This window comes from Streptomyces sp. NBC_00873 (genome assembly GCF_045207415.1).
GTDB lineage: Bacteria > Actinomycetota > Actinomycetes > Streptomycetales > Streptomycetaceae > Streptomyces.
On the sequence record NZ_CP108803.1, the window covers coordinates 6,056,162 to 6,081,050 of the forward strand.

The following is a 24,889-nucleotide window of genomic DNA, read 5'->3' on the forward strand; positions in this document are numbered from 1 at the left end:
GTCGGACGTCCCCCAAGACATCCTTGGCATCGCACTCTTAGACTCGCGAACCCATCGGATGGTTACCCTCAAACCGATGTGATCTATATCTCTTTGTGGAAATCACGTGAAGGCGCGCAACCGCAGGCTGTTCGTCACGACGAAGACCGATGAGAAGGCCATCGCCGCTCCGGCAATCATAGGGTTGAGCAGGCCAAATGCCGCAAGGGGTAGGGCGGCAACGTTGTAGCCAAATGCCCAGAAAAGGTTGCCCTTGATGGTGGTCAGGGTGCGCCGGGAGAGCCGGATGGCATCGGCGGCCACCTTGAGATCTCCACGAACGAGGGTGAGATCGCTCGCCTCGATCGCGGCGTCCGTGCCGGTGCCCATGGCCAGCCCGAGGTCGGCGGTGGCGAGGGCCGCCGCGTCGTTGACACCGTCCCCGACCATCGCGACCGAACGTCCCTCCGCCCGGAGCCGCTCGATGACGTGCACCTTCTCCTCGGGGAGCACCTCGGCGTAGACCTCGTCGATGCCGACGGCACGGGCGACGGCGTCCGCCACGGCCCGGTTGTCGCCGGTCAGCAGCACCGGCCTGAGGCCGAGGGCGCGCAGCTCGGCGACGGCTGTCGCACTGGAGTCCTTGATCGCGTCGGCGACCCCGAGAACGCCACGCGCCTCGCCGTCCCAGGCGACCGTGATGGACGTACGTCCCTGGGCCGCCGCGTCCGTGAGAGAGCCGGACAGCGCCTCGGGGACGGCGATCCCGGCGTCGGTGAGCAGCTGCGGGCGTCCGACGAGCACCTGGTGCCCGTCGACGGTGCCGCGTACCCCGAGCCCCGGGACGTTGACGAAGGACTGGACGGCGGGGAGCGTGGCCCCGGTGCGTTCGGCGGCGCCGGTGGCGACGGCCTGTGCGATCGGGTGCTCGGAGGCGTGCTCCAGGGCGCCGGCCAGCCGCAGCAGCTGCGTCGCGTCGGTGCCGGGCGTCGGGTGGACGTCCTGGAGAGTCATCCGGCCGGTGGTGACCGTGCCGGTCTTGTCCAGGACGATCGTGTCGATACGCCGGGTGGTCTCCAGGACCTCCGGGCCCTTGATCAGGATGCCGAGCTGCGCGCCGCGCCCGGTCCCCACCATGAGCGCGGTGGGAGTGGCGAGGCCGAGCGCGCAGGGGCAGGCGATGATCAGTACGGCGACGGCGGCGGTGAACGAGGCGGTCACGTCGTCCGTGAACAGCAGCCAGACGACCAGGGTGATCAGCGCGAGCAGCAGGACGACCGGGACGAAGACCGCGGAGATCCGGTCGGCGAGGCGCTGCACCTCGGCCTTTCCGTTCTGGGCGTCCTCGACGAGCCTGGCCATCCGGGACAGCTGGGTGTCGGCGCCGACCCGGGTGGCGCGCACGACGAGGCGGCCCGAGACATTGACGGTGGCGCCGGTGACGGAGTCGCCGACGTTCACATCGACCGGAACGGACTCGCCGGTGAGCATCGACTGGTCCACGGCGGAGGTGCCCTCGGTGACGGTGCCGTCGGTGGCGATCTTCTCGCCGGGACGGACCACGAAGTGGTCGCCGACGGTGAGCCGGGCGACGGGGACGCGTACTTCGGTGCCGTCCGTGAGGACGGAGACGTCCTTCGCGCCCAGGTGCATCAGCGCACGCAGCGCGGAACCGGCCTTCCGCTTGGACCTCGCCTCCAGATAGCGGCCCAGCAGGATGAAGGTGATGACCCCGGCGGCCACTTCCAGATAGATGGTGGAGGAGCCTTCCCCGAGCTCTCGGCTCCGCTCGAGCAGGGGAGACCCCACTGCGCGTGAGACCGAGAAGTCGAAGCCGTGCCGCATCCCGGTCATGCCCGCGTCCCCGAAGAACAGCGCCCAGAGTGACCAGCCGAACGCGGCGAGCGTGCCGACGGAGACGAGGGTGTCCATGGTGGCCGCGCCGTGCCGGAGGTTGGTCCAGGTGGCGCGGTGGAAGGGCAGTCCGCCCCAGACGACCACGGGGGCGGCGAGGGTGAGGGAGAGCCACTGCCAGTTGTCGAACTGGAGGGACGGGACCATGGCCAGGAGCACGACGGGGGCGGCGAGGACGGCCGAGACGATCAGCCGCTGCCGCAGGGCGGCGAGGGCGTCGGCCGCGCTGCGCTCGGCTTCGGTCTCCTCCGGCACGGTGCCGGTGTCCGCCGCATCCCCGGTTTCCCGGGTCTGTCGGGTCTCTTCGGTCCGCTCGACCTCGGCGGGGCCGGTGGCCCCGGGCGGCGAGAGCGTTTCGGCGGGCAGCGGGGGCGGCGTCGGCTCGGGCCGTTGTACCGGCTGTGCGGTGTAGCCGGTCTTCTCGACCGTGGCGATCAGGTCAGCCAGCCGGGTCCCGGCACCGAACGCGACGCGCGCCTTCTCTGTCGCGTAGTTCACGGACGCGGTGACGCCGTCCATCCGGTTGAGCTTCTTCTCGACGCGGGCCGCGCACGAGGCGCAGGTCATCCCGCCGATCGTGAGTTCCGCTTCCGAACTCGCGACTGCCGGGGCTTCGGCCTCTGTTGCGCTGTGCATGTCCGAACTCCTGAAATGCCGACCGGGCCGTGCCCCACCAGTATCTGCTGGTCGGTCCGGCCCGGCGGCGCAAGGGGTGGTGCAGATGATGCTGGTGGTGCGGATCTGTGGGGTGTCCGGGTGGGCCCGGACGGCGTTCAGGCCTGGCCGGCGAGCTCGTAACCCGCCTCGTCGACCGCGGCGCGGACGGCGTCCTCGGACAGCGGCGCCTCGGAGACGACGGTCACCTCTCCGGTGGAGGCCACGGCTTTCACCGAGGTGACGCCCTCGATGCCGGAGATCTCCTCGGAGACGGCGCCTTCGCAGTGCCCGCAGGTCATGCCCGTCACCCGGTAGACGGTGGTGACTGCACCCGCCGTCGCTTCGGTGCCCGCACTGTCGTGGCAGGAGCCGCCGGGCGAGCAGCAGGAGCCGGTGGCCTGGGGGAGCTGGGTCTCGGCGGTCATGGTGTTCTCCTCTTCGACGCGTACAGCTTCAGTGTGGCGCCAGGGAACCCCGGGAAGGCCGGTGCGCCCCAACACGCAGTAACTCTATACCCCTAGGGGGTATAAATGCGAGATGGGGCCGGTGTCGGTTCGCGCACTATCGGCCATTCGGCGGTGCAGTGGCCGGGGCGGCCGGGGCGGCCGAGGGGGCCGAGGGGGCCCGGAAGGCTCGGCCGCCGACCAGTGGCTCCAGGGAGGCGCCAGGAGCAGGAGTGACGATCATCGACCCCACGAAGTAGCCCGGTCGGCCGGGGCGGGCACGACGAGGACCAGGCGCAACGGGAACCAGCGCAACGGGAGCCAGGCGCAGACGGAGGCCCCGTGTGGCGCCCGGTCGGAGCCGGTCGCCGTACGGGGCCTGGAGCGGACGGAGGAGGGGGGAGGGGGCGTCAGCCCTCGCGGCCCCGGTTGCTCGGGCGGGCAGCCACCCAGGCGCGGACAGTGTCCGCGTACCAGTAGGGCTTACCGCTCTCCACATGGTCGGGTGCGGGAAGGAGACCGTGCTTGCGGTACGAGCGAACGGTCTCCGGCTGCACCTTGATGTGCGCGGCAATGTCCTTGTAGGACCAGAGCCTTCTGTCCGTCATAAGTGACACCTCTCTGCGCCGCAGCGGCAGCCGGGGGGCTGTCGCGGGAGCTGCGGCACGGACGCTGACGATCACTCAGCCTGTGTCCGGTGAACGACGCGGAGTGATGAACGGGGAGGGGCTGTCGAACGCCTGTGACGGAAGACCCGCGTCACGCAGACATGTGTGACGCGGGGGTGATATCTGTGACAGAAGGCGTGCATTCGGGCCGGAGCCGGCTACGCGTGCCAGAGCGCGAACCAGGTCTGCGGACCGACCAGGCCGTCCGGGACGAGTGGCGGGTGGTCCGCCTGGAAGCGCTGAACAGCGGCGAGGGTTGTCGTCCCGAAGGTGCCGTCGACGGCACTCCACGGCAGATAGCGGCGGTTGGCCAGAAGGCACTGCACCTCGGAGACCCGTTCGCCCTGCTCGCCGAAGAAGGTCAGCTGATTGCCGTCGTAGAACACGCAGGCCGCGCCGGGCGAGGGGAGCGGCTGCTCCGGGTCGTGCCCGGCGGCAGAGGCGCCGGGGGCGGTGGTGAGGGCGGCGGCCAGGGCGAGTGCGGCCAGGACCGAGGCCCCTGCCGTCCTCACGGAGAGAGATGTCTTTCGGATCACGGTGAGTTGCTCCTCGTGCGGTCACGGGGTGCGGAAGGGACCGCACCCGCTTCTCTCCGAGCACAACACCGCACACCGTCAGGACGTCACATCCGTGCCCGGTTCGGTGTGTCCCGCTCGGGCGCGGGTGTCTGCGCCGGTGTGCCGCAGGAGCGGAGGAAGGCGCGGGTACGGCGGGCGATCGGCAGGGGCTTGTCGGGCGGGCACGGATACATGTCCTGCTCGACGATCGCGAACAGATCGACGTCCAGCCGGCGGGCCGCATCCAGCACGGGACCCAGGGCGGGCACGCCGTTCGGCGGTTCGCACATGACGCCCCGTGCCACGGCCGGCCCGAACGGCACCTCGTCCGCCACGACTTCGGCCAGGACGTCCGGGTCGACCTGCTTGAGGTGCAGATAGCCGATCCGATCGCCGTAGGTCTCGATCAGCTTGACGCTGTCCCCGCCGCAGTAGGCGTAGTGGCCGGTGTCGAGACAGAGCGAGACCAGGCCGGGATCGGTGGCGTCGAGGAATCGGTTGACGTTCTCCTCGCTGTCGATATGGGTGTCGGCATGCGGGTGGACGACGATCCGCAGTCCGAAGCGGTCCCGCACCTCGCGGCCCAGCCGCTCCGTCTGCGTGGTGAGGTGGCGCCACTGTTCCGCGGTGAGGGTGCGGTCCTCAAGGATCTCGCCGGTCTTGTCGTCGCGCCAGAACGACGGAATGACCACCAGATGCCCGGCGCCCATCGCCCGGGTGAGTGCCGCGATGTCGGCGACATGCGCCCAGGTCCGTTCCCAGACGTCCGGGCCGTGGTGCAATCCGGTGAAAACGGTGCCCGCGGAGACGGTGAGTCCGCGGCGACCGGTCTCCTCGGCGAGGCGGGCCGGGTCGGTCGGGAGATAGCCGTACGGACCCAGCTCGATCCACTCGTAACCCGCCTCGGACACCTCGTCGAGGAAGCGCTGCCACGGCACTTGGCGGGGATCGTCGGGGAACCAGACCCCCCAGGAGTCGGGTGCCGAGCCGATACGGATGCGGGCCGGAGCGGAAGCGGAGGAGGTCATGCGGCCAAGAATTCGGCGCCGGAAGACCAGTGTCAAGACTACGTCCGTATGTCCGGACAAAATGTTGACAAGGTTCCGGAGAGAGGGCTAGACCTGGGGGCAGCCGCTCCGGTCGCCGGTCGAAGGGATGCGTATGCCTGAGATGTACGACGTGATCACCATGGGGCGGATCGGGGTGGACCTCTACCCCCTGGAGACCGGGCGGCCGCTGGCTCAGGTCGACACGTTCGGGAAGTTCCTCGGCGGCTCACCGGCCAATGTGGCTGTTGCGGCCGCCCGGCTCGGCCGGCGGACGGCGGTGGTGACACGCACCGGCCGGGACGCGTTCGGGGACTATCTCCACCAGCAGTTGCGGGAGTTCGGGGTGGACGACCGATGGGTGACGTCTGTCGACGCGTATCCGACGCCGGTGACCTTCTGCGAGATCTTTCCGCCGGACGACTTCCCGCTCTACTTCTACCGCCTGCCCAAGGCGCCCGACCTGGAGATCCACGAAGCGGAACTCGACCTGGACGCGATCCGGGCGGCCCGGGTCTTCTGGATGACCGGCACCGGACTGTGCGCGGAACCCAGCCGCACGGCGACGCTGGCGGCGTTGCGCGCCAGGAGCGAGACGCGGGCGGAGTCCGGCAGCGAGCGAGGCCTTGCGCCGGGTCGCTGCACGGTCTTCGACCTGGACTGGCGCCCGATGTTCTGGACCGACGAGCCCGATCACCCCGGCGCGGACCACCTCGTCGCCCCCACGGCCACCGCGCGCTACCGCGAGGCCCTCGCCCATGCCACCGTCGCCGTCGGCAATCTCGACGAGTGCCGGATCGCCACCGGCGAACGCGAGCCGTATGCGGCCGCCCGCGCCCTGCTCGCCGCCGGGGTCGAGCTCGCCGTCGTCAAGCAGGGCCCCAAGGGTGTCCTCGCCGTCCACCGGGACGGCACCGTCGCCGACGTCCCGCCCCTGCCCGTGGACGTCGTCAACGGTCTCGGCGCCGGAGACGCCTTCGGCGGGGCGCTCTGCCACGGGCTGCTCGCCGGCTGGGAGACCGAGCGCATCATGCGGTACGCCAACGCGGCCGGCGCCATCGTCGCCTCCCGGCTCGCCTGTTCGCCCGCCATGCCCTTCCCCCACGAGGTGGAAGAGGCACTCGTCCGCGGCGCCGTCACCACCGGCGAACCCGAACCCGAACCCGAACCCGAACCCGAACCCGGGCCCGGGGCGGCCTCATGACACCCGCGGCCTCCTCCGTCGCCGACCTCGTACGGCTGCGCGTGCGCCACCCCGAAGCCGTCGCCGAGGCCGCCGCCCGCCGCCGCAGACGGCCCCTCGTCGGTGACAGCGGGCGCCTGATGATCATCGCGGCGGACCATCCGGCCCGCGGCTCCTTCGCCGTCGGCGGGCACGAACTGGCCATGGCCAACCGGTTCGAGCTCCTGGAACGGCTCTGCCTCGCCCTGTCCCGCCCCGGCGTCGACGGTGTCCTCGGCACCGCCGACATCCTCGACGACCTGCTGCTCCTCGGCGCGTTGGAGGACAAGGTCGTCATCGGCTCGATGAACCGCGGCGGACTCGCGGGCGCCTCCTTCGAACTCGACGACCGCTTCACCGGCCACCGCCCCGACGACCTCGCCCGGCTCGGCTTCGACGCGGGCAAGCTGCTGCTCCGCATCGACTACGACGACCCCGGCTCCCTCGACACCATGCACGCCACCGCCCGCACCATCGACGCCATGGCCGCGCACCGGCTGCCGGTCTTCGTCGAGCCGTTCCTCTGCCGCCGGGTCGACGGCAAGGTCCGCAACGACCTCGGCGCGGCCGCGGTGACCACGTCGATCGCCATCGCCTCGGGGCTCGCGGGCACCTCCGCGTACACCTGGCTCAAGGTCCCCGTCACCGAGAACCCCGACCACATGGCGCGCGTGATGGAGACATCGACGCTGCCTGCCGTGCTGCTGGGCGGAGAGGTGGGCGGCGACCAGGAGGGCGCGTACGAGAAATGGCGTGGCGCGCTGCGACTTCCCACCGTTCAGGGGCTGGTGGTGGGGAGATCGCTGCTCTATCCGGTCGACGGGGATGTGGCCGGTGCCGTCGACACGGCCGTGGCACTGCTGTAGCGAGTGGACAGGGAGGGGTAGGGAGAAGGCATGACGACGGACCATGAGGAACGCGTACGGGAACGGCCGCGGCACCGGTGGCATCTGCCCGCGGGCAGCGCGGCGGAGGGACCGTACGCCCTGGACATCGATCCGAAGCGGGCCGGCTGGGACCGGTCGAGCCTGCGTATGGTGGAGCTGCGGCCCGGTGGTGTTCACACACTTGTCACCGGGGAGAGTGAGTGGATCGTCCTGCCGTTGACCGGTGGCTGTAGGGTGCACACCTCAGGTGAGATCTTTGAACTGCTGGGCCGGGAAAGCGTGTTCAGCGGGGTGTCCGACTTCGCCTACGTACCACGTGACGCCCATGCGCAGATCGCCTCCGGCGCAGGAGGCCGCTTCGCCCTGGCAGGAGCGAAGTGCGAGCGACGACTCCCCGCTCGCTACGGCCCCGCGCCGGAGGTACCCGTGGAGCTGCGCGGCTCCGGGACCTGCTCGCGCCAGGTCAACAACTTCGCCGCCGACGACACATTCGAGTGCGACCGGCTGATCGCCGTCGAGGTCCTCACCCCCGGCGGCAACTGGTCCTCGTATCCGCCGCACAAACATGACGAGCACCGCCCCGGAGCCGAGTCGGTCCTCGAAGAGATCTACTACTTCGAGATCGAGGAGCGGGGCGGCACGGCCGGGTTCGGCTATCACCGTGTCTCCCCGTCCAGGCCCGGCGGCACGGATGTCCTCGCCGAGGTCCGCAGCGGCGACGCGGTCCTGATCCCCGACGGCTGGCACGGCCCGTCCATCGCCGCCCCCGGCCACACCATGTACTACCTCAATGTGATGGCCGGCCCGGGGGAGCAGCGGGAGTGGCTGATCAGCGACCACCCCGATCACGGCTGGATCCGCGACACCTGGCCGACGCAGCCGGTCGACCCCCGGCTCCCGCTCCACGGACTCTCCGGCCCCTCCGGACTCTCCGGTCAGGAGGCATCGCGATGAGCACCCGCAGGCTCACCACCGCCCAGGCCCTGGTCTCCTTCCTCGCCCGCCAGTACACCGAGCGCGACGGCCGTCGGCAGCGTCTGATCAGCGCCACCTGGGGCATCTTCGGCCACGGCAACGTCGCCGGAATCGGCCAGGCGCTGCTGGAGACCGGGCCCTCCATGCCCTACCTCCAGGGCCGCAACGAGCAGTCCATGGTGCACGCCGCCGTCGGGTACGCCCGCCAGTCCGGCCGGCTCTCCGCACACGCCGTCACCACATCCATCGGCCCCGGCGCCACCAACCTCGTCACCGGCGCCGCCCTCGCCACGATCAATCACCTCCCCGTCCTGCTCCTCCCCGGCGACACCTTCGCGACCCGCCCCGCCGACCCCGTCCTGCAACAGCTCGAAGTCCCGTCCGCCGGCGATGTCTCCGTCAACGACTGTCTGCGCCCCGTCTCCCGCTACTTCGACCGGATCACCCGCCCCGAGGCGCTCGTCCCGGCCGCCCTCCAGGCCATGCGGACCCTCGCCGACCCGGCGGAAACCGGTGCCGTCACACTCGCGCTGCCGCAGGACGTACAGGCGGAGGCGTACGACTGGCCGGAGGAGTTCTTCGCCGAGCGCATCTGGTACGTACGCCGGCCCGCGCCCGACGCCCATGAGCTGGAGCAGGCGGTACGGGCCGTGCGCACCGCCCGCCGGCCGCTGATCGTCGCAGGCGGCGGCGTCCATCACAGCGCCGCCGAGGAGACCCTCGCCGCGTTCGCCGCCGCCACCCGGATCCCGGTCGCCTCCACTCAGGCGGGCAAGGGCTCGCTGCGCCACGACCACCCCGCCGATGTCGGTGGCATCGGCCCGACCGGCACCGCGGCCGCCGACGAGCTGGCCCGCAGCGCCGACCTGGTCATCGGCATCGGCACCCGCTACTCCGACTTCACCACCGCCTCCGCCACGCTCTTCTCCAACCCGGCGGTCCGCTTCCTCAACCTCAACATCACCGGCTTCGACGCGCACAAGCTCGCCGCCCTCCCGCTCGTCGCCGACGCCCGCACCGCCCTCGAAGCGCTGACCGGGGACCTGAACGAGCGCAACTACCGCGTCGACCCGGCGTACGAGACCGAGTGCACCGAGGCGAAGGAGCGCTGGGAGCAGCGCGTCGACGCCGCGTTCGCCGCCGACGACCCCCACGCCCGGCCCACCCAGGCCCAGGTCCTCGGCCTGCTCGACACCCTGGTCACCGACGAGGACATCCTGATCAACGCCGCGGGTTCACTCCCCGGCGACCTGCACAAGCTGTGGCGGACCCGCTCCCGACGCCAATACCACGTGGAGTACGGCTACTCCTGCATGGGATACGAGATCCCGGCCGCGATCGGCGTACAGCTGGCCGCCCCCGGCCGTCCCGTCTGGGCGCTCGTCGGCGACGGCACGTACCTGATGAACCCCACCGAGATCGTCACCGCCGTGCAGGAGAACCTTCCGATCAAGGTCGTCGTCCTGCAGAACCACGGCTACGCCTCCATCGGCGGGCTCTCCGAGACGGTCGGCGGCGAACGTTTCGGCACGGCCTACCGGCACCGGAGCGCCGACGGGAGTTTCACCGGCCCCCCGCTGCCCGTCGATCTCGCCGCCAACGCGGCCTCCCTCGGAATGCGGGTGCTGCGCGCGAAGACCGTCCATGACCTGCGCGAAGCCCTCACCGAGGCGCGGAGCGCGGACCGCCCCACTTGTGTCTACGTCGAGACCGAAACGGCAGACACAGTGTCGGGCCCCCCTCCGGCGCAGGCGTGGTGGGATGTTCCTGTAGCAGAGACGGCCACCCGCCCGCCGGCGGTCAAAGCCCGGGAAGACTACGACCGGCACGTCGCAGCCCGACGCCGTCACCTCTGAAGCCCTGAAGGAGTTTCGTCATGAAGACCGTCAACCACTGGATCGGTGGCAAGACCGTCGAGGGCACGTCGGGCAACTACGGCCCGGTCACCGACCCGGCCACCGGCGCCGTCACCACCCAGGTCGCGCTCGCCTCCCTCGAAGAGGTCGACGCCGCGGTAGCCGCAGCGAAGGACGCGTACGCCACGTGGGGCACGTCCTCGCTGGCCGCCCGCACCGCCGTCCTCTTCCGCTACCGCGCGCTGCTCGACGCCCACCGCGACGACATCGCCGCGCTGATCACCGCCGAGCACGGCAAGGTGCACTCCGACGCGCTCGGCGAGGTCGCCCGCGGTCTGGAGATCGTCGAGCTGGCCTGTGGCATCACGACCCAGCTCAAGGGCGAGCTGTCCACCCAGGTCTCCAGCCGGGTCGACGTCTCCTCGATCCGTCAGTCGCTCGGTGTCGTCGCGGGCATCACGCCGTTCAACTTCCCGGCCATGGTGCCGATGTGGATGTTCCCGCTGGCCATCGCGTGCGGCAACACGTTCATCCTCAAGCCCAGCGAGAAGGACCCGTCGGCCGCCAACCTGCTGGCCGAGCTGGCCGCCGAGGCCGGTCTGCCGGACGGCGTGCTGAACGTCCTGCACGGCGACAAGGTCGCGGTCGACGGGCTGCTGAACCACCCGGACGTGGCCGCGGTCTCCTTCGTCGGCTCGACCCCGATCGCCCGCTACATCCACACCACCGCCTCCGCCAACGGCAAGCGCGTCCAGGCGCTCGGCGGTGCGAAGAACCACATGCTGGTCCTGCCGGACGCGGACCTCGACGCCGCCGCCGACGCCGCGGTCTCCGCCGCGTACGGCTCCGCCGGTGAGCGCTGCATGGCGATCTCCGCGGTCGTCGCGGTGGGTGCCATCGGTGACGAGCTCGTCGCCAAGATCAAGGAGCGGGCTGAGAAGATCAAGATCGGCCCCGGCAACGACCCGACGTCCGAGATGGGTCCGCTGATCACCGCGGCCCACCGCGACAAGGTCGCCTCGTACGTCACCGGCGCGGCGGCCCAGGGCGCCGAGGTCGTCCTCGACGGCACCGGCCACACCGTCGACGGCTTCGAGGGCGGCCACTGGATCGGTCTCTCCCTCCTCGACCACGTGTCCACCGACTCGGACGCGTACAAGGACGAGATCTTCGGCCCGGTCCTGTGCGTCCTGCGCACCGAGACGTACGAGGAGGGCGTCGCCCTCATGAACGCCTCGCCGTTCGGTAACGGCACCGCGATCTTCACCCGCGACGGCGGCGCCGCCCGCCGCTTCCAGCTGGAGATCGAGGCCGGCATGGTCGGCGTCAACGTGCCGATCCCGGTGCCGGTGGGCTACCACTCCTTCGGTGGCTGGAAGGACTCCCTCTTCGGCGACCACCACATCTACGGCAACGACGGCGTGCACTTCTACACCCGTGGCAAGGTCGTCACCACCCGCTGGCCGGACCCGGCGGACGCCCCGGCGGGCGTGGACCTGGGCTTCCCGCGTAACCACTGATCGCCGCTGGTTCCGCCGCTCTTCCGCGCCGACGGCCCGTACGGAAGCTGTATCCGTACGGGCCGTCGGCATGCACGGAAGCCGTGTCCGGCCGCCACGGTCGTTCGGCGTGCTCTCACAAGCGCCGCAGGCCCACGTACTGGAGCGCACCCATGGCCGCCACCGTCAGGCCCTGGAACACGATCCACCCGTTGCCGGCGCCCGTCGCCGTCAGGGCGTCCACGAGCACGGTCACGACACTTGCCACGGCCCAGGCCACGTTCAGGCCGATGACGACGGCGACCGCGCCGCGGCTGATGCGCTCCTGACGGGAGACGACCAGCACCCACAGGGCGTACGCGGTGAGGAACACGCCCACCGCGTACTGCACGGACGGAGGCACGCCGAGGAACGAGTCCAGGACCGTGGCCAGCGCGAGGTAGCCGATGCCGTTCGCACCGGTGAGGACCACGTCCGCCACGAGGGCCAGGCGGAGAAGGCCATCGGAACGGGCGGCACCCGTCGACGGGACCGTACCCACGTTCTGGGACGACATCATGAGGTCTTCCTTTCGTTGTCGTGTTGCTGATCCGCAGGTGTGTGCCGGGTGGGGCCGGAGGTGCCCCGGCATCGGGGAACACCGGGGTGGGCGAACCGGGCAGGACCCGGGTCCCGGTGTTCGTCGGCAGGAACGATTCGAGCGCGATGCCGCTCGGCGGACCGGAGAGGAGATCGGAGAAGAGGGTGCCGGGGCCTTCACCCGCGCGACCGCGGCGGAAGGCCCATACGGGGACGGTAATGACCGGCACACGGCCGCCTCAATTACCTCCCGGGTAATCGTCGCCCCTGCCGTCCTATGGTTCCGAGATGAGTAACTCCACTGCTGCTGCCGTCCTCACGACCGCGGACCTGGCCGAAGCGATACGTGCGGTGCGTACTTTGTTGGGCATCGCAGACGTCAGTCAGGGCGAGGTCGACTTCGAAGCCGTCATCAGGTCGTCGGATGTCCTGGCGCAAGTACGTCATGTAGTGCCCGACCTCGAATGGAGGGCGTTGGCCGGCGAGGAGCACGGCTCGTCGAAGACCGGCGACGACCCTACGAACTGTCTGCCGATCCGAGTATTCGACTGGAGCCGTCCGCTGGACCGCGCCGAGCCCTTCATCGTCGCTCTGGGGCCGGATCTCGCGGCTGTTCGGTGGGATCTGGACGCCTGGCCTGCGGTTCCTGAAGCGGGACTGGAGGAGATCTCGCAGAAGTACGCGTATCTCACGCTGACGGTGAATTCCCGGGACCTCTACCAGGACGAGCCGTCGCAGGATCACACCGTCCACGTCCACGTCCGGTACGGCGACCAGACCGCCCGCGTCCATTGGCTCGCCAATCAAGTGGGTGGCCGGTTCACAGGCAGGGTGGAGTTGGCGCCTCTGTAACCGTTCCGCCGGTCACCGCGACGCCTGTCGCCGGAAACTGAACGAAGCACCCGTGCCGGACGGCAGGCGGCCGCACCGGGGCCCCGCAGTGACATTGCAGGTCTGCCCACCATGCCGTTGGTCAAGGTCAGCCAGAAGTCGACACTGCGGGCAGATGCCAGGTCGCCCGAAGTGTCGTTTCCCGTCAGGGGCGTTCGCCCGGCTTGTTCACAACGCCCGAGGCGACACGGGCCTCGCTGATCAAGTTGCTGTTAGCCACCTTGTGCTGCATCCGTGGATTGAGGCCCTCAGGGCGGTAGTCACCTAGGGGGGCAACACGGCTGATCTCTCCCCGGTACTCGTAGGTCTGCGGGTCGAGGAAGATCTCCTGCTTGCCCTGCCAACCTGCGGCCGTCCTCTTGGGGAAGTTCACGGTCACACCGATCGCCTCGCGTCCGAGGGGATCCTTGACCCCCTTTTCTACCCGGGCTCCGGGGATCTTCGCCAGCGCACGGAACATGCCGGCCTGCACCTTTGGCGGGATAAGGACTGAGCGGAAGAGGACGTCGATCTCCCGCCAGTCGCGTTGCGCATGCGTCTCGCCCTTGATATCTCCAATGGCGTGCTCCTGGCGGATGCGCTGCATCATCTGGTCGGGGTCGCTCGGCAGAGTAGCGAGGAAACGGTAGAACTGACGCTGGGAACGGTCGTCATATCCCTCCTTCTTCCGCTTCTCCTCCTGGTTGGGGCCGTACCAGACGTGGAGTTTGTTCGGGTCGAAGTTCTTTACGTGGCCCGCAGGGGGCTGAGCGGGCAGGCTGGCGCTCCCTGTGCCGTCCCAGCGGGTCCATTGCTCCGACGTCTGGGGCTTGCCCCCGACGAAGCGCGTGCCCTTCGCGTAGACCCACTGCTTCGGCCCGGGTTCGGTCGCTCCCTTCTGCTCCACGGTGGCTGCAGCCAGCTCGAGCGCGGCTGCAGTGGCCTTCGCCGACAGCACTTCGCGTCCGCCGGCGGGAGCGCCGTGAGGCAGTTGTGCGACGACGCCGCCGGTTACAGCCAGGGCCGCGCCGGCCGCGGTAGCCATCAGGATCCTGCGGCGCGGGCTCCTGCTTGCTCCGGTGACTGTGAACAGAGTCCGCCACTGGCGGCCCTTGTCGTGCTGGATGACATCCAGCAGCTGGGAACGCTGTCGGTCGAGTTGTTCCGGATCGGGGAGCGGGGGGTTGGTACGCAGGGCTCGAGTCTCGGTCAGCTCGTTCATACGGCACCGCCTTCGTGTACTGACAATTCGGCAACAGGACTGTGTGCGCCCAGCGCGGTGCGTAGCCGCTTGCGGGCCCGGTTGAGCCGGGAGCGGACGGTTCCCACTGGGATGTCCAAGGCCTCGGCGATTTCCTGGTAGGTGAGATCGGCCCAGGCGAAGAGGAGAAGTACGTGCCGGTCGCCCTGGGAGAGTTCGGCCACTGACTTGGCCAAGGATCGGGAAGCGGCCTGTGCCGTGACACGGTCGTCGGCGGATTCGGTCCAGGTCTCGGCCACCGGGTCGTTGCCGGTGCGGGCGAGGATCTTCAGGGCCTTGACCTCCTCACGGCGGTGTCGACTGATCAGCTTGGCCGCGATGCCGTGTAGCCAGGGGCGGAGCGAGGCGCGGCTGGAGTCGTAACGGGCCCGTATCCGGAAGGCTGTCAGGAAGGTCTCCGCGGTGACGTCATCGGCCGCGTCAGAACCCAGTCGCCGTGCAACGTACTGATGGATGGCGGGGGCGTGGCGGTCGAAGACCTCAGCGAAGCGCTCCGGTTCCTCAAGTGAGGCCGTGATCAGCGTTGCTTCGTCTTCCACGAAGGTGCCGCTGGGCACGCGGGCTCCCCGGGAGGGCCCGCGCGGTGGGTCGGTCATGGGTGGTCCTCGCTGTGCGGAAGGGACATCGTCCACCAGTACTTGCCGACCTGAGGCCAACGGGTTCACGCACCGACCGCATTTGCCGATGATCCGGAGGCGAGAGGCGGTGTGCTGAGGGACCAGCCCACGATGCCGCCCAGGGGCTGACCCGACCTGCGCGACCTGGCATTCTGCACGTGTCCACCGGACCCCGAACGCGGAGACCGGTCAGGGGAGAGGGAAGAGGGGAGACAGCCGTGGAACCCACGCCTGCCCGGGAGCGGCACGACACCCTTCCCGAAGGGCTCGCCGAGGCGATACGCGACACCGCCGAGGACATAGCGGCGCTGCTGCGCGGCCGCACGGACACGAGCGTGCCCGTCCCCGGATCCGAGTGGACGCTCGGTGAGGCGGCAGCCCATCTGGCACAGGCCAACGAGCTGATGGCGGAGGTCGCCGCGGGCCACGAGCGCAGCTACGGGGACGGCACGCCGCAGAGCCTGGCGGCGGCCAACGAGCGCGCCCTCGCCGGGTTCGAGGAGCGTGGGGCGGATCCGCTGGCCGCAATGATCGTGGCGCAGGCGGCCGCCTTTCTCCGGGCCGCGGAACGTCGAGCACCGGACGAGCCGGTGGAGACGCCGCTGGGCTCGATGGATCTCGCAGCGCTCGGCTCGTACCTGCTCACCCACATGCTCGGCCACGGCTACGATCTCGCCCGCGCGCTCGGCCGTCCGCACATGCTCGACCGCATCCGGGTCGAGCTGTCGATGCCCTTCATGCTCACGGTCATGCCGCGGGTCGTCGCCACCGCCGGCCTGACCGCCCGCTACACGATCCGGCTGCGCGGCGGCTCCAGCTTCGGGGTGGCCGTCACCGACGGTGCGGTGGCCGTCAGCCGCGAGCCGCTCCGTCGCCCCGACTGCACCATTTCCATCGAGCCGGTCACCTTCCTGCTGATCGCCCTCGGCCGGTGCGATCCATGGGGGGCGATGGCCCGTGGCCGGGTGCTGACATGGGGCCGCAAGCCCTGGCTCGCACCCCGCTTCCCGGCTCTGTTCACGGCGCCCTGAGCCACGGAAACCCGCTCGCCGAACCGGACCGGCCGGTGCTGTGATGACGTCATGACAGCACCGGCCGCCCCGCAGCACCAGATCCGCGCCCAGCACACGGACACCACCATCACCGTCTACCAGGCCTACTCGCGCTCCATCGGCCTCCCCGCCGCCCGTGACGGACGCTTCCCCGCCGCCTGGAAGCGCGACCGCATGACATGGATCAAGCCGAGCTTCCTGTGGATGATGTACCGCTGCGGCTGGGCCACGAAGGAGGGCCAGGAGACCGTGCTGGCCGTCGAGATCAGCCGCGAAGGCTTCGACTGGGCGCTGGGCAACGCCGAACTCTCCCACTACGTCAGGAGAGCCCACGCGGACCGCGCGAGCTGGCAGCGCAGTCTGCGCCGGTCCCCGGCCCGCGTCCAGTGGGACCCCGAACGCGACCTCCACCTCAATCCGCTCCCGCACCGATCCCTGCAACTCGGGCTCTCGGGTGAGGCGGCGCGGCGGTACGCCGATGAGTGGACGGTTTCGATCCATGACGTCACACCGCTGGCCCGGCAGGTCCACGAACTGGTCCGCGCCGGGAGGACCGACGCGGCAACGGCGCTTCTGCCGTGCGAGTCGCCGTATCCGACGGGCCCTGTGCCCGTGCCGATGCGGGTCGGGCCGGAGGGCCGGCCGTGACGTGCTCAGGCCGCCGTCAGTGACCGGGTCGATCTGCGGATCTCCGTCATGAAGGGCGGGGGCGAGTCGGGCCGGGCGGGTGTACCGCGTACGGAGTACAGCGGGGGAGGGGCGTACGCCTGCGGGAGGTCGGACACTTCCCCCTGGCGGCAGCCCAGGCACAGGGGCCGGGCGCTTAGGGTCGGCATATGGAGACCCCTTTCGCGCGCATGTCCCGGTGGCGGCGCCTGCTGCCCCCCAAACGCGGCCGGTGGGCGGCGGCCGTGGCTGCGCTCGTCGTGCTCGCGGGTGCCGGTACCTGGACCGCGGTGGCCGACGACCGAGCGCCCGCCGTGCACCGCGAGGACCGGACGATGCGGATCGACGGGGTGTCCCTCGACACCTCGTACTTCACGTCCGGCGGTTCGGAGCGACGGCCCGCCGTGCTGATCGGGCACGGCTTCGGGGGTTCCAAGGACGATGTGCGGGCGCAGGCGGAGGAGCTGGCCGGTGCCGGGTACGCCGTCATGACCTGGTCGGCCCGCGGATTCGGGAAGTCCGGCGGGGAGATCTCGCTCAACGCGCCCGACCGCGAGGTCAAGGACGTGTCCGGGCTGATCGACTGGCTGGCCCGGCGGCCCGAGGTGCAGCTGGACGCGAAGGGCGACCCGCGGGTCGGCGTCACGGGCGCCTCGTACGGTGGCGCGGTCTCGCTCCTCGCCGCCGGGTACGACCGGCGTGTCGATGCCATCGCGCCGGTGATCACGTACTGGAACCTCGCCGACGCACTCTTCCCCGACGGGGTCTTCAAGAAGCTCTGGGCCGGGATCTTCGTCACCTCGGGCGGCGGTTGCGAGAAGTTCGAGAAGCAGCTCTGCGCCATGTACGAACGGGTCGCCGTCTCCGGGAAGCCGGACGCCGCCGCGCGTGCGCTGCTCAGCGAGCGGTCGCCGAGCGCCGTCGGCGACCGCATCAAGGTGCCCGCGCTCATCGTGCAGGGCCAGGCCGACTCCCTCTTCCCGCTCGGCCAGGCCGATGCCATGGCGCGGACCATCAGCGGGAACGGCGCGCCCGTCGCCGTCGACTGGATCGCGGGCGGGCACGACGGCGGGGACATGGAGAGCGGGCGGGTCGAGAACCGGATCGGGGCCTGGTTCGACCGCTATCTGAAGGAGGACAAGGGCGCCGACACCGGACCCGCCTTCCGCGTCACCCGTACCGGAGGCATTGACTCCACGGACGGGGCGGCGCTCCAGCGCGGGGCGAGCAGCGACACGTATCCCGGTCTGTCCAGCGGCGACCGGGAGATCGCGCTGACCGCGACGAGCGGCGCGCCGGGCATCGTGGGCGCAGGCGCAGGCGCAGGCGCAGGTACGCCGGCGAGTGGCGGGCGGAGCGGCGGATCCGCGGACCGTCGGACGCAGACCTTCCGCAACCCCGCCGGTGCCAACCCGCCCGCCATCTCCGCCGTCCCGGGCGCCGGCGGCGGCATCGCCCAGCTCTCGTCCCTCGGCGTCGGTCTCTCGATCGACTTCCCCGGCCAGTACGCCCGCTTCGACTCCGCACCGCTCGACACGTCGATGCGCATCACCGGATCGCCCACCGTCCGCGTGAAGGTGACGGCCGGGCAGGGCGACGCGGTCCTGTTCGGCAAGGTGTACGACGTCTCGCCGGACGGGAAGCAGCAGGTGTTGCCCGCGCAGCTCGTCGCCCCCTACCGGATTACGCCGGAGCGGCAGAACAAGACCGTCGAGCTGACCCTGCCCGCCGTCGACCACGCACTCGACGCCGGACACCGGCTCCGGCTCGTCCTCTCCGCCACGGACCTCGGCTACGCCTCACCGGCCGAGCCGACCACGTACAGCGTGTCCCTCGACGGCCCGCTGACCGTCCCCACCGCCCCCGCGGTGAAGACGGCATCGGCCGCCCTGCCGTGGTGGACCTGGGGGCTCCCGGCGGCGGCCGCCGTCATCGCTCTCGCACTGCTGCTCACCGCACGGCGGCGTACCGCGACCCCCGCCCCCGACCCGATGCTCGCCGAGGTCCCCCTCCAGATCACCGGACTGTCGAAGAAGTACGCCAAGTCCGCCGACCGGTACGCCGTGCAGGACCTCTCCTTCCGCGTGGAGAAGGGTCAGGTCCTCGGACTCCTCGGGCCCAACGGCGCGGGCAAGACCACCACGCTCCGCATGCTGATGGGCCTCATCACGCCCGACGACGGAGAGATCCGCGTCTTCGGGAACGCCATCCGGCCGGGCGCGCCCGTACTGTCCCGGGTCGGCTCGTTCGTCGAGGGCGCCGGATTCCTGCCGCACCTGTCCGGGCGCGCCAACCTGGAGCTGTACTGGCAGGCCACCGGACGCCCCGCCGGGGACTCGCACATCGACGAGGCCCTGGAGATCGCCGGGCTCGGTGACGCGCTGGCCCGCGCCGTGCGCACGTACTCCCAGGGCATGCGGCAGCGGCTCGCGATCGCCCAGGCCATGCTCGGCATGCCGGACCTCCTCATCCTCGACGAGCCGACCAACGGGCTCGACCCGCCCCAGATCCGCGAGATGCGGGACGTGATGATCCGTTACGCGGCCGCAGGCCGGACCGTCATCGTCTCCAGCCATCTCCTCTCCGAGGTCGAGCAGTCCTGCACCCACCTGGTGGTCATGGACCGGGGCCGGCTCGTCCAGGCCGGACCGGTCGCCGAGATCACCGGCTCGGGCGACATGCTGCTCGTCGCCACCGCCGAGGAGATCACCGAACCGCTGGTGGAGAAGATCGCCGCACTCCCCGGGATCGGCTCGGCCGTCCGTACGGATGACGGGCTGGGCCTGCTCGTCCGGCTCGACGGCGCGAACTCCTCCCGGCTGATCGCCGAACTGGTCCGGCTGGACGTGCCGTTGACGGGGGTCGGGCCGCACCGTCGCCTGGAGGACGCGTTCCTCACACTGATCTCCGGAGGCTCCGCATGAGTGCCGCAGTCGATGTCACCCACGCCGCCGAGGCTCCCGGCTACCTGGCCCGGCGTACCCTGCCGCTGCGTGTCGAGGCGGTTCGGCAGCTGCGCAGGCGGCGCACTCTGCTGATGGGCGGGGTGCTGGCGGCGCTGCCGTTCATCCTGATCACCGCCTTCGCGATCGGCGGCACCCCGTCCTCGCGGGGCGGCGGCGACCGGCTCACCCTGATGGACACCGCGACCGCGTCCGCCGCGAACTTCGCCGCGACCTGCCTGTTCGTCTCGGCCGGATTCCTGCTGGTGGTGCCGGTGGCACTGTTCTGCGGGGACACCGTCGCCTCGGAGGCCGGCTGGTCCTCGCTGCGCTACCTGCTCGCCGCGCCCGTGCCCCGGGCCAGGCTGCTGTGGAGCAAGCTCGTCGTGGCACTCGGCTTCAGCCTGGCCGCGATGGTGCTGCTGCCGCTCGTCGCACTGGCCGCGGGAGCCGCAGCATACGGCTGGGGGCCGCTCGAACTCCCCACCGGTGGTGCGCTCGCGGCCGGCGACACCGTGCCGCGGCTCGCCCTCGTCGTCGCCTTCATCTTCGTCTCCCAACTGGTCACCGCCGGGCTGGCGTTCTGGCTGTCGACGAAGACCGACGCCCCGCTGGGCGCGGTCGGCGGTGCGGTCGGGCTGACCATCGTCGGCAATGTGCTGGACGCCGTGACCGCGCTCGGCTCCTGGCGCGACTTCCTGCCCGCGCACTGGCAGTTCGCCTGGGCGGACGCGCTCCAGCCGGACCTGGAGTGGGGTGGCATGGCGAAGGGGGCGGCGATCTCGGTGACGTACGCCCTGATCCTTTTCGCTCTCGCGTTCCGCGGGTTCAGTCGTAAGGACATCGTGTCCTGACGTTGATGTTCCGCGGCGTCTCGCGCCGTTTCCGCCCGCCGTTGCCACATCGAGACTGTTCCGCAACGTCTTCGTCTGCTCCCTGGCGCCGCCCCGAACGTCACATGCACAAGTGCTGACACGATGGTTGGGGGTACGGGATGGAAAACCGGACGCATGGCCGGACGTATCGAAGGACGCTCGGACTGGTGCTGGCGGGCGGGATGCTGGCGGGCGGGGCGCTGCTCACCGGCTGCGGGGCGGGGGAAAGCGGGTACAACTCTTCCGCCGAACGTGCCGACGGTCCGCAGGGGACGAGCGGCGGCGGCCAGGTCGTTCCCGCGCCCGCGCCCGCCGCCGAGGACGACGGTGCGCAGAAGGCGGAGGACAGGCCGGAGAAGCCCGTGGCGCCGGACTATCTCTCCACGTTCGCACTGGACGTGGACACCGCCAGTTACGGGTACGCGCGCCGCAAGCTCGACGACGGCGAGCTGCCGGGGGCGGAGACCGTACGGCCCGAGGAGTTCGTCAACAGCTTCCGCCAGGGCTACCGCCGGCCGGCCGGCAACGGGTTCTCGGTGACGGTCGACGGGGCACGTACGGGCGAAGGCTCCAGGGCCGGTGGCTGGTCGCTCGTACGGGTCGGTCTGGCCACCCGTGTCGTGGACGAAGACGGCGAACGCCCGCCCGCCGCGCTGACCTTCGTCGTCGACATCTCCGGCTCGATGGCCGGGACCGGCCGCCTCGACCTGGTGAAGAAGTCCCTCTCGATCCTCACCGACGAACTCCGCGACGACGACTCCGTCTCCCTGGTCACCTTCAGCGACAAGGCGGAGACCCTGGTGCCGATGACCCGGCTGCGGGACCATCGCGGAAAGATCCGTGACGCCGTCGGCTCCATGGAACCCACCGACTCCACCAATGTGGAAGCGGGTGTCCGGCGCGGTTACGAAGAGGCGGTCGCCGGTCACCGCGCGGGCGCGAACAACCGGGTCGTCCTGCTGTCCGACGCCCTCGCCAACACCGGCGAGACCGATGCCGACGCCATCCTCGAACGGATCGACGGCGCCCGCCGCGAGTACGGCATCACCCTCTTCGGCGTCGGCGTCGGCAGTGACTACGGGGACGCGCTGATGGAACGCCTCACCGACAAGGGAGACGGCCACACCACCTACATCGGCGACGAGACCCAGGCCCGCAAGGTCTTCGTCGACCAGCTTCCCGCCCACATAGAACTGCGGGCCCGCGACGCCAAGGCGCAGGTCGCCTTCGACCCGGAGAACGTCAAGCAGTTCAAGCTCATCGGGTACGAGAACCGCAAGGTCGCCGACGACGACTTCCGCGACGACAGCGTGGACGGCGGCGAGGTCGGCCCCGGGCACACGGTGACCGCGCTCTATGCCGTACGGCTCCGGGACGGCGCCGCCGGACATGTGGCGACCGCGACGGTGCGCTGGCTGGACCCGAAGACACGGGCGCCGCACGAGCAGTCGGGCACGGTCGAGACCGGTGCGATCGACGGCAGCCTGTGGGGCGCCGACGGCAACAAGCGGCTCCAGGTGGCCGCGGTGGCGGCGTACTTCGCCGAGGAACTGCGCGGCGGCACACTGCCGGGTCAGCCGGGGCTCGGTGAACTCTCCACCCGGGCGGCGGCGTTGGCGACCGGCACGGAGGACAGCTCGGTACGGAAGCTGGCGACGGCGATCGCGCAGGCCGACCGGCTCCGGGGTGACGACAGGGGCCCCGGCGGCGGGGGCGAGCAGGAGGGCGAGATGGGCTGACCCGGCCGGGGCACCGGGCCACCTCGGTCTCCGTTTGCGGTGTTGCCGTCTCCCTGTCGCGGGGGAGGCCGTAAGTGAAGCAGGGGCGGGCGGGGACGGGGGCGGGGGCGGGCCGGCAGCGGCGCCTTGGTGAAATGGTGCCGCGCGGCCCGCCCCGCCGCGCCATGATGTGGGCCATGGCCTCTCTGCTGCTCGCGCTCGCCGCCGTCACCACCGGTCTCTACGCCGGCTTCCTGGTGTGCTTCACGACCGGGATCATGCCCGGCCTGAAGCTGTTGCCGGACGACCAGTTCACCGCCGCGATGCGCCGTTTCAACGAGAAGGTGCCGGGGCCGGTGTTCCTCGTCCTCTTCCTCGGGGTGATCGCCTTCCCGGTCGCCGCGCTCGTCGTCCCCGTCGACGGCCGGACCTCCGCCGAGCGGGGACTCGTCGCAGGCGGGCTGGTCTGCGCGGCGCTCAGTCACCTTGTCACCGTGAGCGGCAACATCCCGCTCAACTCGGCGCTCGCGGCGGCCGAGGGCGGCGACGACAGCGCGGCCCGCCAGGTATTCGAGTCCCGCTGGACCGCCCTCCACCGGATCCGCACCGTGCTCTCGGCAGCGGCATTCGCGCTGCTGGTCGCTGCCGCGGTGTAGCCCTTACGGCCTCGCCCGCGACAGGGAGTGGGCTCCCGGCGCCCGGCGATTCCGCACGCTGGGCACGGTGGGTGCGTGCGTAGCCGTCCCGCTGGCGCTGATGTCCACCCCCGCGGTGATGCAGGTGTACGGGAACGGCGAAGAGGCCCGCGTGGTGAAGCAGTGGATGGTCACCACCTGGCCCGAAGCCTTCGCCACCGCTGCGCTCGGCCTCGTACTCCTCGCGCTCGGCTGCTACGCGCTGGGCCTGCTGGCCGGAGCGAGAGCCGGACTGGCCCGCCTCCTGATCGCCGACAGGGGTGACGACACGGGGGACAGGGTCACCGAACTCACCCGCTCCCGGGTCCGGTTGGTCGACGCCTTCGAGGCAGAACGGCGCCGCATCGAACGCGATCTCCACGACGGCGCCCAGCAGCGCATCGTCGCGCTCACCATGACCCTCGGACTCGCCCGCCTCGACGCGCCGCCCGGCCCCCTCGCCGACCAGTTGGCCAAGGCCCACCAGGAGGCCGGTCAGGCACTGGCCGAACTGCGCGAACTGATCCACGGCATCCACCCCAAGGTCCTTGCCGACTACGGCCTGGAAGCCGCCGTCTTTGACGCGGCCGACCGTTCCGCGACCCCCGTCGACCTGGAACTGGCGCTCCCGGGCCGGTTCCCCGAGGCCGTCGAGGCGGCCGCGTACTTCGTGGTCTGCGAGGCGCTGGCCAACGTCGGCAAGCACAGCGGTGCGAGCCGCGCCGAGGTGACCGGCGGCCACACCGCGGGACGGCTCTTCCTGGAGATCCGCGACGACGGGCGGGGCGGCGCGCGCACCGGTGACGAAGGGACCGGGCTGACCGGTCTCGCCGACCGGGTCTCCGTACTGGATGGCAGACTTGCGCTGTCCAGCCCGCCCGGCGGCCCGACCCTGTTGCGTGTGGAGATTCCTTGCGAGTGGACCGATCGCTCCGCGTAGTGCTGGCCGAGGACAGCGTGCTGCTCCGTGAAGGTCTCATCGGACTGCTCACCCGCTGCGGCCACGAGGTCGTCGCCGCCGTCGGCGACGCGGAAGCGCTCATCGCGGCCGTCGCCGCACACACCCCGGACATCGTCGTGACCGACGTCCGGATGCCGCCCGGTCTCCAGGACGAAGGACTGCGCGCGGCGGTGGAACTCCGCGAGAGGCAGCCCACTTTGCCGGTGCTGGTTCTCAGCCAGTACGTGCAGCGGACGTACGCCGCCGAACTCCTCGACTCCGGCGACGGATCCGGTGTCGGCTATCTGCTCAAGGACCGGGTCGGCCAGATCGAGGAGTTCATCGACGCCCTGCGGGAGGTCGCCGACGGCGGCACCGTCGTCGACCCGGAGGTCGTACGCCAACTCCTGCGCCGCCGCCGCGATCCGCTGGAGCGGCTCACCGCCCGCGAACGGGAAGTGCTCGCCCTGGTCGCCCAGGGCAGGTCGAACGGCGCGATCGCCCGCGACCTGGTGGTCTCCGAAGCCGCGGTCGGCAAGCACATCGGCAACATCCTCGCCAAACTGGACCTGCCGCCGGCCGACGAGACACACCGCAGGGTGCTGGCGGTGCTGGCGTTCCTCCGCGCGTAACTCCCCGCCCCGTGGCCGTTCACGCGTCACCACTGTGAGTGTTGCGGCGTCAACTGCCATGCGTGATAGTCGATTTGCCTCCACGGTGCAGGGCATACAGCTCCCGGATACATCCGTGACAGTCCACTGCCGGATGCTGTGCCCGTCCCGAGCGAAGACCGCCGGAACAGTCGCGTTCCCTCATCGACAGTGCTTTTTACGCCGACCTGAAGAGGGGCTGCGCGGCATATTCGGCCGCAGAGAAGGTCTCCTGCGACGCGACGGCCTGGACCTGTTACCAGGCGGTCGACAAGCTCGGCTGCACGGCGGTGGTGGACGCCGCGTAGCGAGTCCCGCGGCAGTCGCCTGCGCATTCGCTCA

At 70.7% G+C, this 24,889-nt stretch carries 21 protein-coding genes and 2 pseudogenes; 15 read left to right on the forward strand and 8 right to left on the reverse strand.

Annotated features, from left to right (window positions below; all coding sequences use genetic code 11):
- Window positions 1-102 precede the first annotated feature (102 nt).
- The 5 genes from OH809_RS27980 to OH809_RS28000 form a co-directional block, all read right to left on the reverse strand.
- Window positions 103-2,529 (reverse strand): heavy metal translocating P-type ATPase, encoded by a 2,427-nt coding sequence (locus tag OH809_RS27980; protein ID WP_406515791.1) that lies wholly within the window; start codon window positions 2,527-2,529, stop codon window positions 103-105.
- A 137-nt stretch (window positions 2,530-2,666) separates the two neighbouring features.
- Window positions 2,667-2,975 carry a heavy-metal-associated domain-containing protein gene (locus tag OH809_RS27985; protein ID WP_406515792.1) on the reverse strand — a complete coding sequence of 103 codons (309 nt, stop codon included), beginning with the start codon at window positions 2,973-2,975 and terminating at the stop codon, window positions 2,667-2,669.
- A 428-nt stretch (window positions 2,976-3,403) separates the two neighbouring features.
- Window positions 3,404-3,601: a helix-turn-helix transcriptional regulator gene (locus tag OH809_RS27990; RefSeq protein ID WP_406419585.1), complete on the reverse strand. Its 198-nt coding sequence runs from the start codon at window positions 3,599-3,601 to the stop codon at window positions 3,404-3,406.
- Window positions 3,602-3,819: 218 nt separating this feature from the next.
- Complete coding sequence (locus tag OH809_RS27995; protein ID WP_406515793.1) at window positions 3,820-4,197, reverse strand: peptidoglycan-binding protein; 378 nt, start codon at window positions 4,195-4,197, stop codon at window positions 3,820-3,822.
- An 86-nt stretch (window positions 4,198-4,283) separates the two neighbouring features.
- Window positions 4,284-5,246, reverse strand: a complete 963-nt coding sequence (locus OH809_RS28000) for a sugar phosphate isomerase/epimerase family protein (protein WP_406419581.1) — start codon at window positions 5,244-5,246, stop codon at window positions 4,284-4,286.
- Window positions 5,247-5,379: 133 nt separating this feature from the next.
- On the opposite strand from OH809_RS28000, the gene iolC reads away from it, so the two are divergent.
- From iolC to mmsA, 5 genes are read left to right on the forward strand one after another with little or no spacing between them, the layout of a single operon-like run.
- Complete coding sequence (gene iolC / locus OH809_RS28005) at window positions 5,380-6,468, forward strand: 5-dehydro-2-deoxygluconokinase (RefSeq protein WP_406515794.1); 1,089 nt, start codon at window positions 5,380-5,382, stop codon at window positions 6,466-6,468.
- Window positions 6,465-7,352 carry a deoxyribose-phosphate aldolase gene (locus tag OH809_RS28010; RefSeq protein WP_406515795.1) on the forward strand — a complete coding sequence of 296 codons (888 nt, stop codon included), beginning with the start codon at window positions 6,465-6,467 and terminating at the stop codon, window positions 7,350-7,352. The genes iolC and OH809_RS28010 overlap by 4 nt, the downstream gene beginning before the upstream one ends.
- A 30-nt stretch (window positions 7,353-7,382) precedes the next feature.
- Complete coding sequence (iolB, locus tag OH809_RS28015) at window positions 7,383-8,327, forward strand: 5-deoxy-glucuronate isomerase (protein ID WP_406515796.1); 945 nt, start codon at window positions 7,383-7,385, stop codon at window positions 8,325-8,327.
- A complete protein-coding gene (gene iolD / locus OH809_RS28020; RefSeq protein WP_406419573.1) occupies window positions 8,324-10,204 on the forward strand; it encodes a 3D-(3,5/4)-trihydroxycyclohexane-1,2-dione acylhydrolase (decyclizing) in 1,881 nt (626 codons plus the stop codon). Before iolB ends, iolD begins: the two co-directional genes overlap by 4 nt.
- A 20-nt stretch (window positions 10,205-10,224) precedes the next feature.
- Window positions 10,225-11,724 carry a CoA-acylating methylmalonate-semialdehyde dehydrogenase gene (gene mmsA, locus OH809_RS28025; protein ID WP_406515797.1) on the forward strand — a complete coding sequence of 500 codons (1,500 nt, stop codon included), beginning with the start codon at window positions 10,225-10,227 and terminating at the stop codon, window positions 11,722-11,724.
- Window positions 11,725-11,839: 115 nt separating this feature from the next.
- On the opposite strand, the gene OH809_RS28030 is transcribed toward mmsA, so the two are convergent.
- Complete coding sequence (locus OH809_RS28030) at window positions 11,840-12,262, reverse strand: hypothetical protein (RefSeq protein WP_406419571.1); 423 nt, start codon at window positions 12,260-12,262, stop codon at window positions 11,840-11,842.
- Between the two features lie 308 nt (window positions 12,263-12,570).
- Here OH809_RS28030 and OH809_RS28035 point away from each other — a divergent pair, with 308 nt between their 5' ends.
- Complete coding sequence (locus tag OH809_RS28035) at window positions 12,571-13,134, forward strand: hypothetical protein (RefSeq protein ID WP_406419569.1); 564 nt, start codon at window positions 12,571-12,573, stop codon at window positions 13,132-13,134.
- 184 nt (window positions 13,135-13,318) lie between these two features.
- Here the strand turns inward: OH809_RS28035 and OH809_RS28040 are convergent, their stop codons facing one another.
- A complete protein-coding gene (locus OH809_RS28040) occupies window positions 13,319-14,374 on the reverse strand; it encodes a CU044_5270 family protein (protein WP_406515798.1) in 1,056 nt (351 codons plus the stop codon).
- Window positions 14,371-15,009 (reverse strand): RNA polymerase sigma factor, encoded by a 639-nt coding sequence (locus OH809_RS28045; RefSeq protein ID WP_406419565.1) that lies wholly within the window; start codon window positions 15,007-15,009, stop codon window positions 14,371-14,373. The genes OH809_RS28040 and OH809_RS28045 overlap by 4 nt, the downstream gene beginning before the upstream one ends.
- 239 nt (window positions 15,010-15,248) lie before the next feature.
- Between OH809_RS28045 and OH809_RS28050 the strand changes: the two genes are divergently transcribed.
- The 9 genes and pseudogenes from OH809_RS28050 to OH809_RS28090 all read left to right on the forward strand — a co-directional run.
- Window positions 15,249-16,061, forward strand: a complete 813-nt coding sequence (locus tag OH809_RS28050) for a maleylpyruvate isomerase family mycothiol-dependent enzyme (RefSeq protein ID WP_406515799.1) — start codon at window positions 15,249-15,251, stop codon at window positions 16,059-16,061.
- Window positions 16,062-16,112: 51 nt separating this feature from the next.
- Window positions 16,113-16,730, forward strand: coding sequence for a DUF4291 domain-containing protein (locus tag OH809_RS28055; RefSeq protein WP_406515800.1), 618 nt, complete (start codon window positions 16,113-16,115; stop codon window positions 16,728-16,730).
- Window positions 16,731-16,918: 188 nt separating this feature from the next.
- Complete coding sequence (locus OH809_RS28060) at window positions 16,919-19,672, forward strand: alpha/beta fold hydrolase (protein WP_406515801.1); 2,754 nt, start codon at window positions 16,919-16,921, stop codon at window positions 19,670-19,672.
- Window positions 19,669-20,544: an ABC transporter permease gene (locus tag OH809_RS28065; protein ID WP_406419559.1), complete on the forward strand. Its 876-nt coding sequence runs from the start codon at window positions 19,669-19,671 to the stop codon at window positions 20,542-20,544. Before OH809_RS28060 ends, OH809_RS28065 begins: the two co-directional genes overlap by 4 nt.
- 140 nt (window positions 20,545-20,684) lie before the next feature.
- Window positions 20,685-22,304, forward strand: coding sequence for a von Willebrand factor type A domain-containing protein (locus OH809_RS28070; RefSeq protein WP_406419557.1), 1,620 nt, complete (start codon window positions 20,685-20,687; stop codon window positions 22,302-22,304).
- Between the two features lie 176 nt (window positions 22,305-22,480).
- Entirely contained in the window at window positions 22,481-22,939 is a 459-nt protein-coding gene (locus OH809_RS28075) for a DUF1772 domain-containing protein (protein WP_406419555.1), read from the forward strand.
- 88 nt (window positions 22,940-23,027) lie between these two features.
- A pseudogene (locus tag OH809_RS28080) lies at window positions 23,028-23,897 on the forward strand (sensor histidine kinase); the annotation flags it as partial.
- Complete coding sequence (locus OH809_RS28085) at window positions 23,870-24,529, forward strand: response regulator (protein WP_406419553.1); 660 nt, start codon at window positions 23,870-23,872, stop codon at window positions 24,527-24,529. The pseudogene OH809_RS28080 and the gene OH809_RS28085, both read left to right, overlap by 28 nt.
- A 167-nt stretch (window positions 24,530-24,696) precedes the next feature.
- Window positions 24,697-24,855, forward strand: a pseudogene (locus OH809_RS28090) (phospholipase A2); the annotation flags it as partial.
- Between the last annotated feature and the right edge of the window lie 34 nt (window positions 24,856-24,889).

Coding starts and splice junctions, on each gene's coding strand:
- OH809_RS28035 (WP_406419569.1), top strand. CDS start 12,571: ATGAGTAACTCCACTGCTGCTGCCGTCCTCACGACCGCGGACCTGGCC.
- OH809_RS28045 (WP_406419565.1), bottom strand. CDS start 15,009: ATGACCGACCCACCGCGCGGGCCCTCCCGGGGAGCCCGCGTGCCCAGC.
- OH809_RS27980 (WP_406515791.1), bottom strand. CDS start 2,529: ATGCACAGCGCAACAGAGGCCGAAGCCCCGGCAGTCGCGAGTTCGGAA.
- OH809_RS28010 (WP_406515795.1), top strand. CDS start 6,465: ATGACACCCGCGGCCTCCTCCGTCGCCGACCTCGTACGGCTGCGCGTG.
- OH809_RS28000 (WP_406419581.1), bottom strand. CDS start 5,246: ATGACCTCCTCCGCTTCCGCTCCGGCCCGCATCCGTATCGGCTCGGCA.
- OH809_RS27985 (WP_406515792.1), bottom strand. CDS start 2,975: ATGACCGCCGAGACCCAGCTCCCCCAGGCCACCGGCTCCTGCTGCTCG.
- OH809_RS28030 (WP_406419571.1), bottom strand. CDS start 12,262: ATGATGTCGTCCCAGAACGTGGGTACGGTCCCGTCGACGGGTGCCGCC.
- mmsA (WP_406515797.1), top strand. CDS start 10,225: ATGAAGACCGTCAACCACTGGATCGGTGGCAAGACCGTCGAGGGCACG.
- iolD (WP_406419573.1), top strand. CDS start 8,324: ATGAGCACCCGCAGGCTCACCACCGCCCAGGCCCTGGTCTCCTTCCTC.
- iolB (WP_406515796.1), top strand. CDS start 7,383: ATGACGACGGACCATGAGGAACGCGTACGGGAACGGCCGCGGCACCGG.
- OH809_RS28065 (WP_406419559.1), top strand. CDS start 19,669: ATGAGTGCCGCAGTCGATGTCACCCACGCCGCCGAGGCTCCCGGCTAC.
- OH809_RS27990 (WP_406419585.1), bottom strand. CDS start 3,601: ATGACGGACAGAAGGCTCTGGTCCTACAAGGACATTGCCGCGCACATC.
- OH809_RS28070 (WP_406419557.1), top strand. CDS start 20,685: ATGGAAAACCGGACGCATGGCCGGACGTATCGAAGGACGCTCGGACTG.
- OH809_RS28075 (WP_406419555.1), top strand. CDS start 22,481: ATGGCCTCTCTGCTGCTCGCGCTCGCCGCCGTCACCACCGGTCTCTAC.
- iolC (WP_406515794.1), top strand. CDS start 5,380: ATGCCTGAGATGTACGACGTGATCACCATGGGGCGGATCGGGGTGGAC.
- OH809_RS28060 (WP_406515801.1), top strand. CDS start 16,919: ATGGAGACCCCTTTCGCGCGCATGTCCCGGTGGCGGCGCCTGCTGCCC.
- OH809_RS28055 (WP_406515800.1), top strand. CDS start 16,113: ATGACAGCACCGGCCGCCCCGCAGCACCAGATCCGCGCCCAGCACACG.
- OH809_RS28040 (WP_406515798.1), bottom strand. CDS start 14,374: ATGAACGAGCTGACCGAGACTCGAGCCCTGCGTACCAACCCCCCGCTC.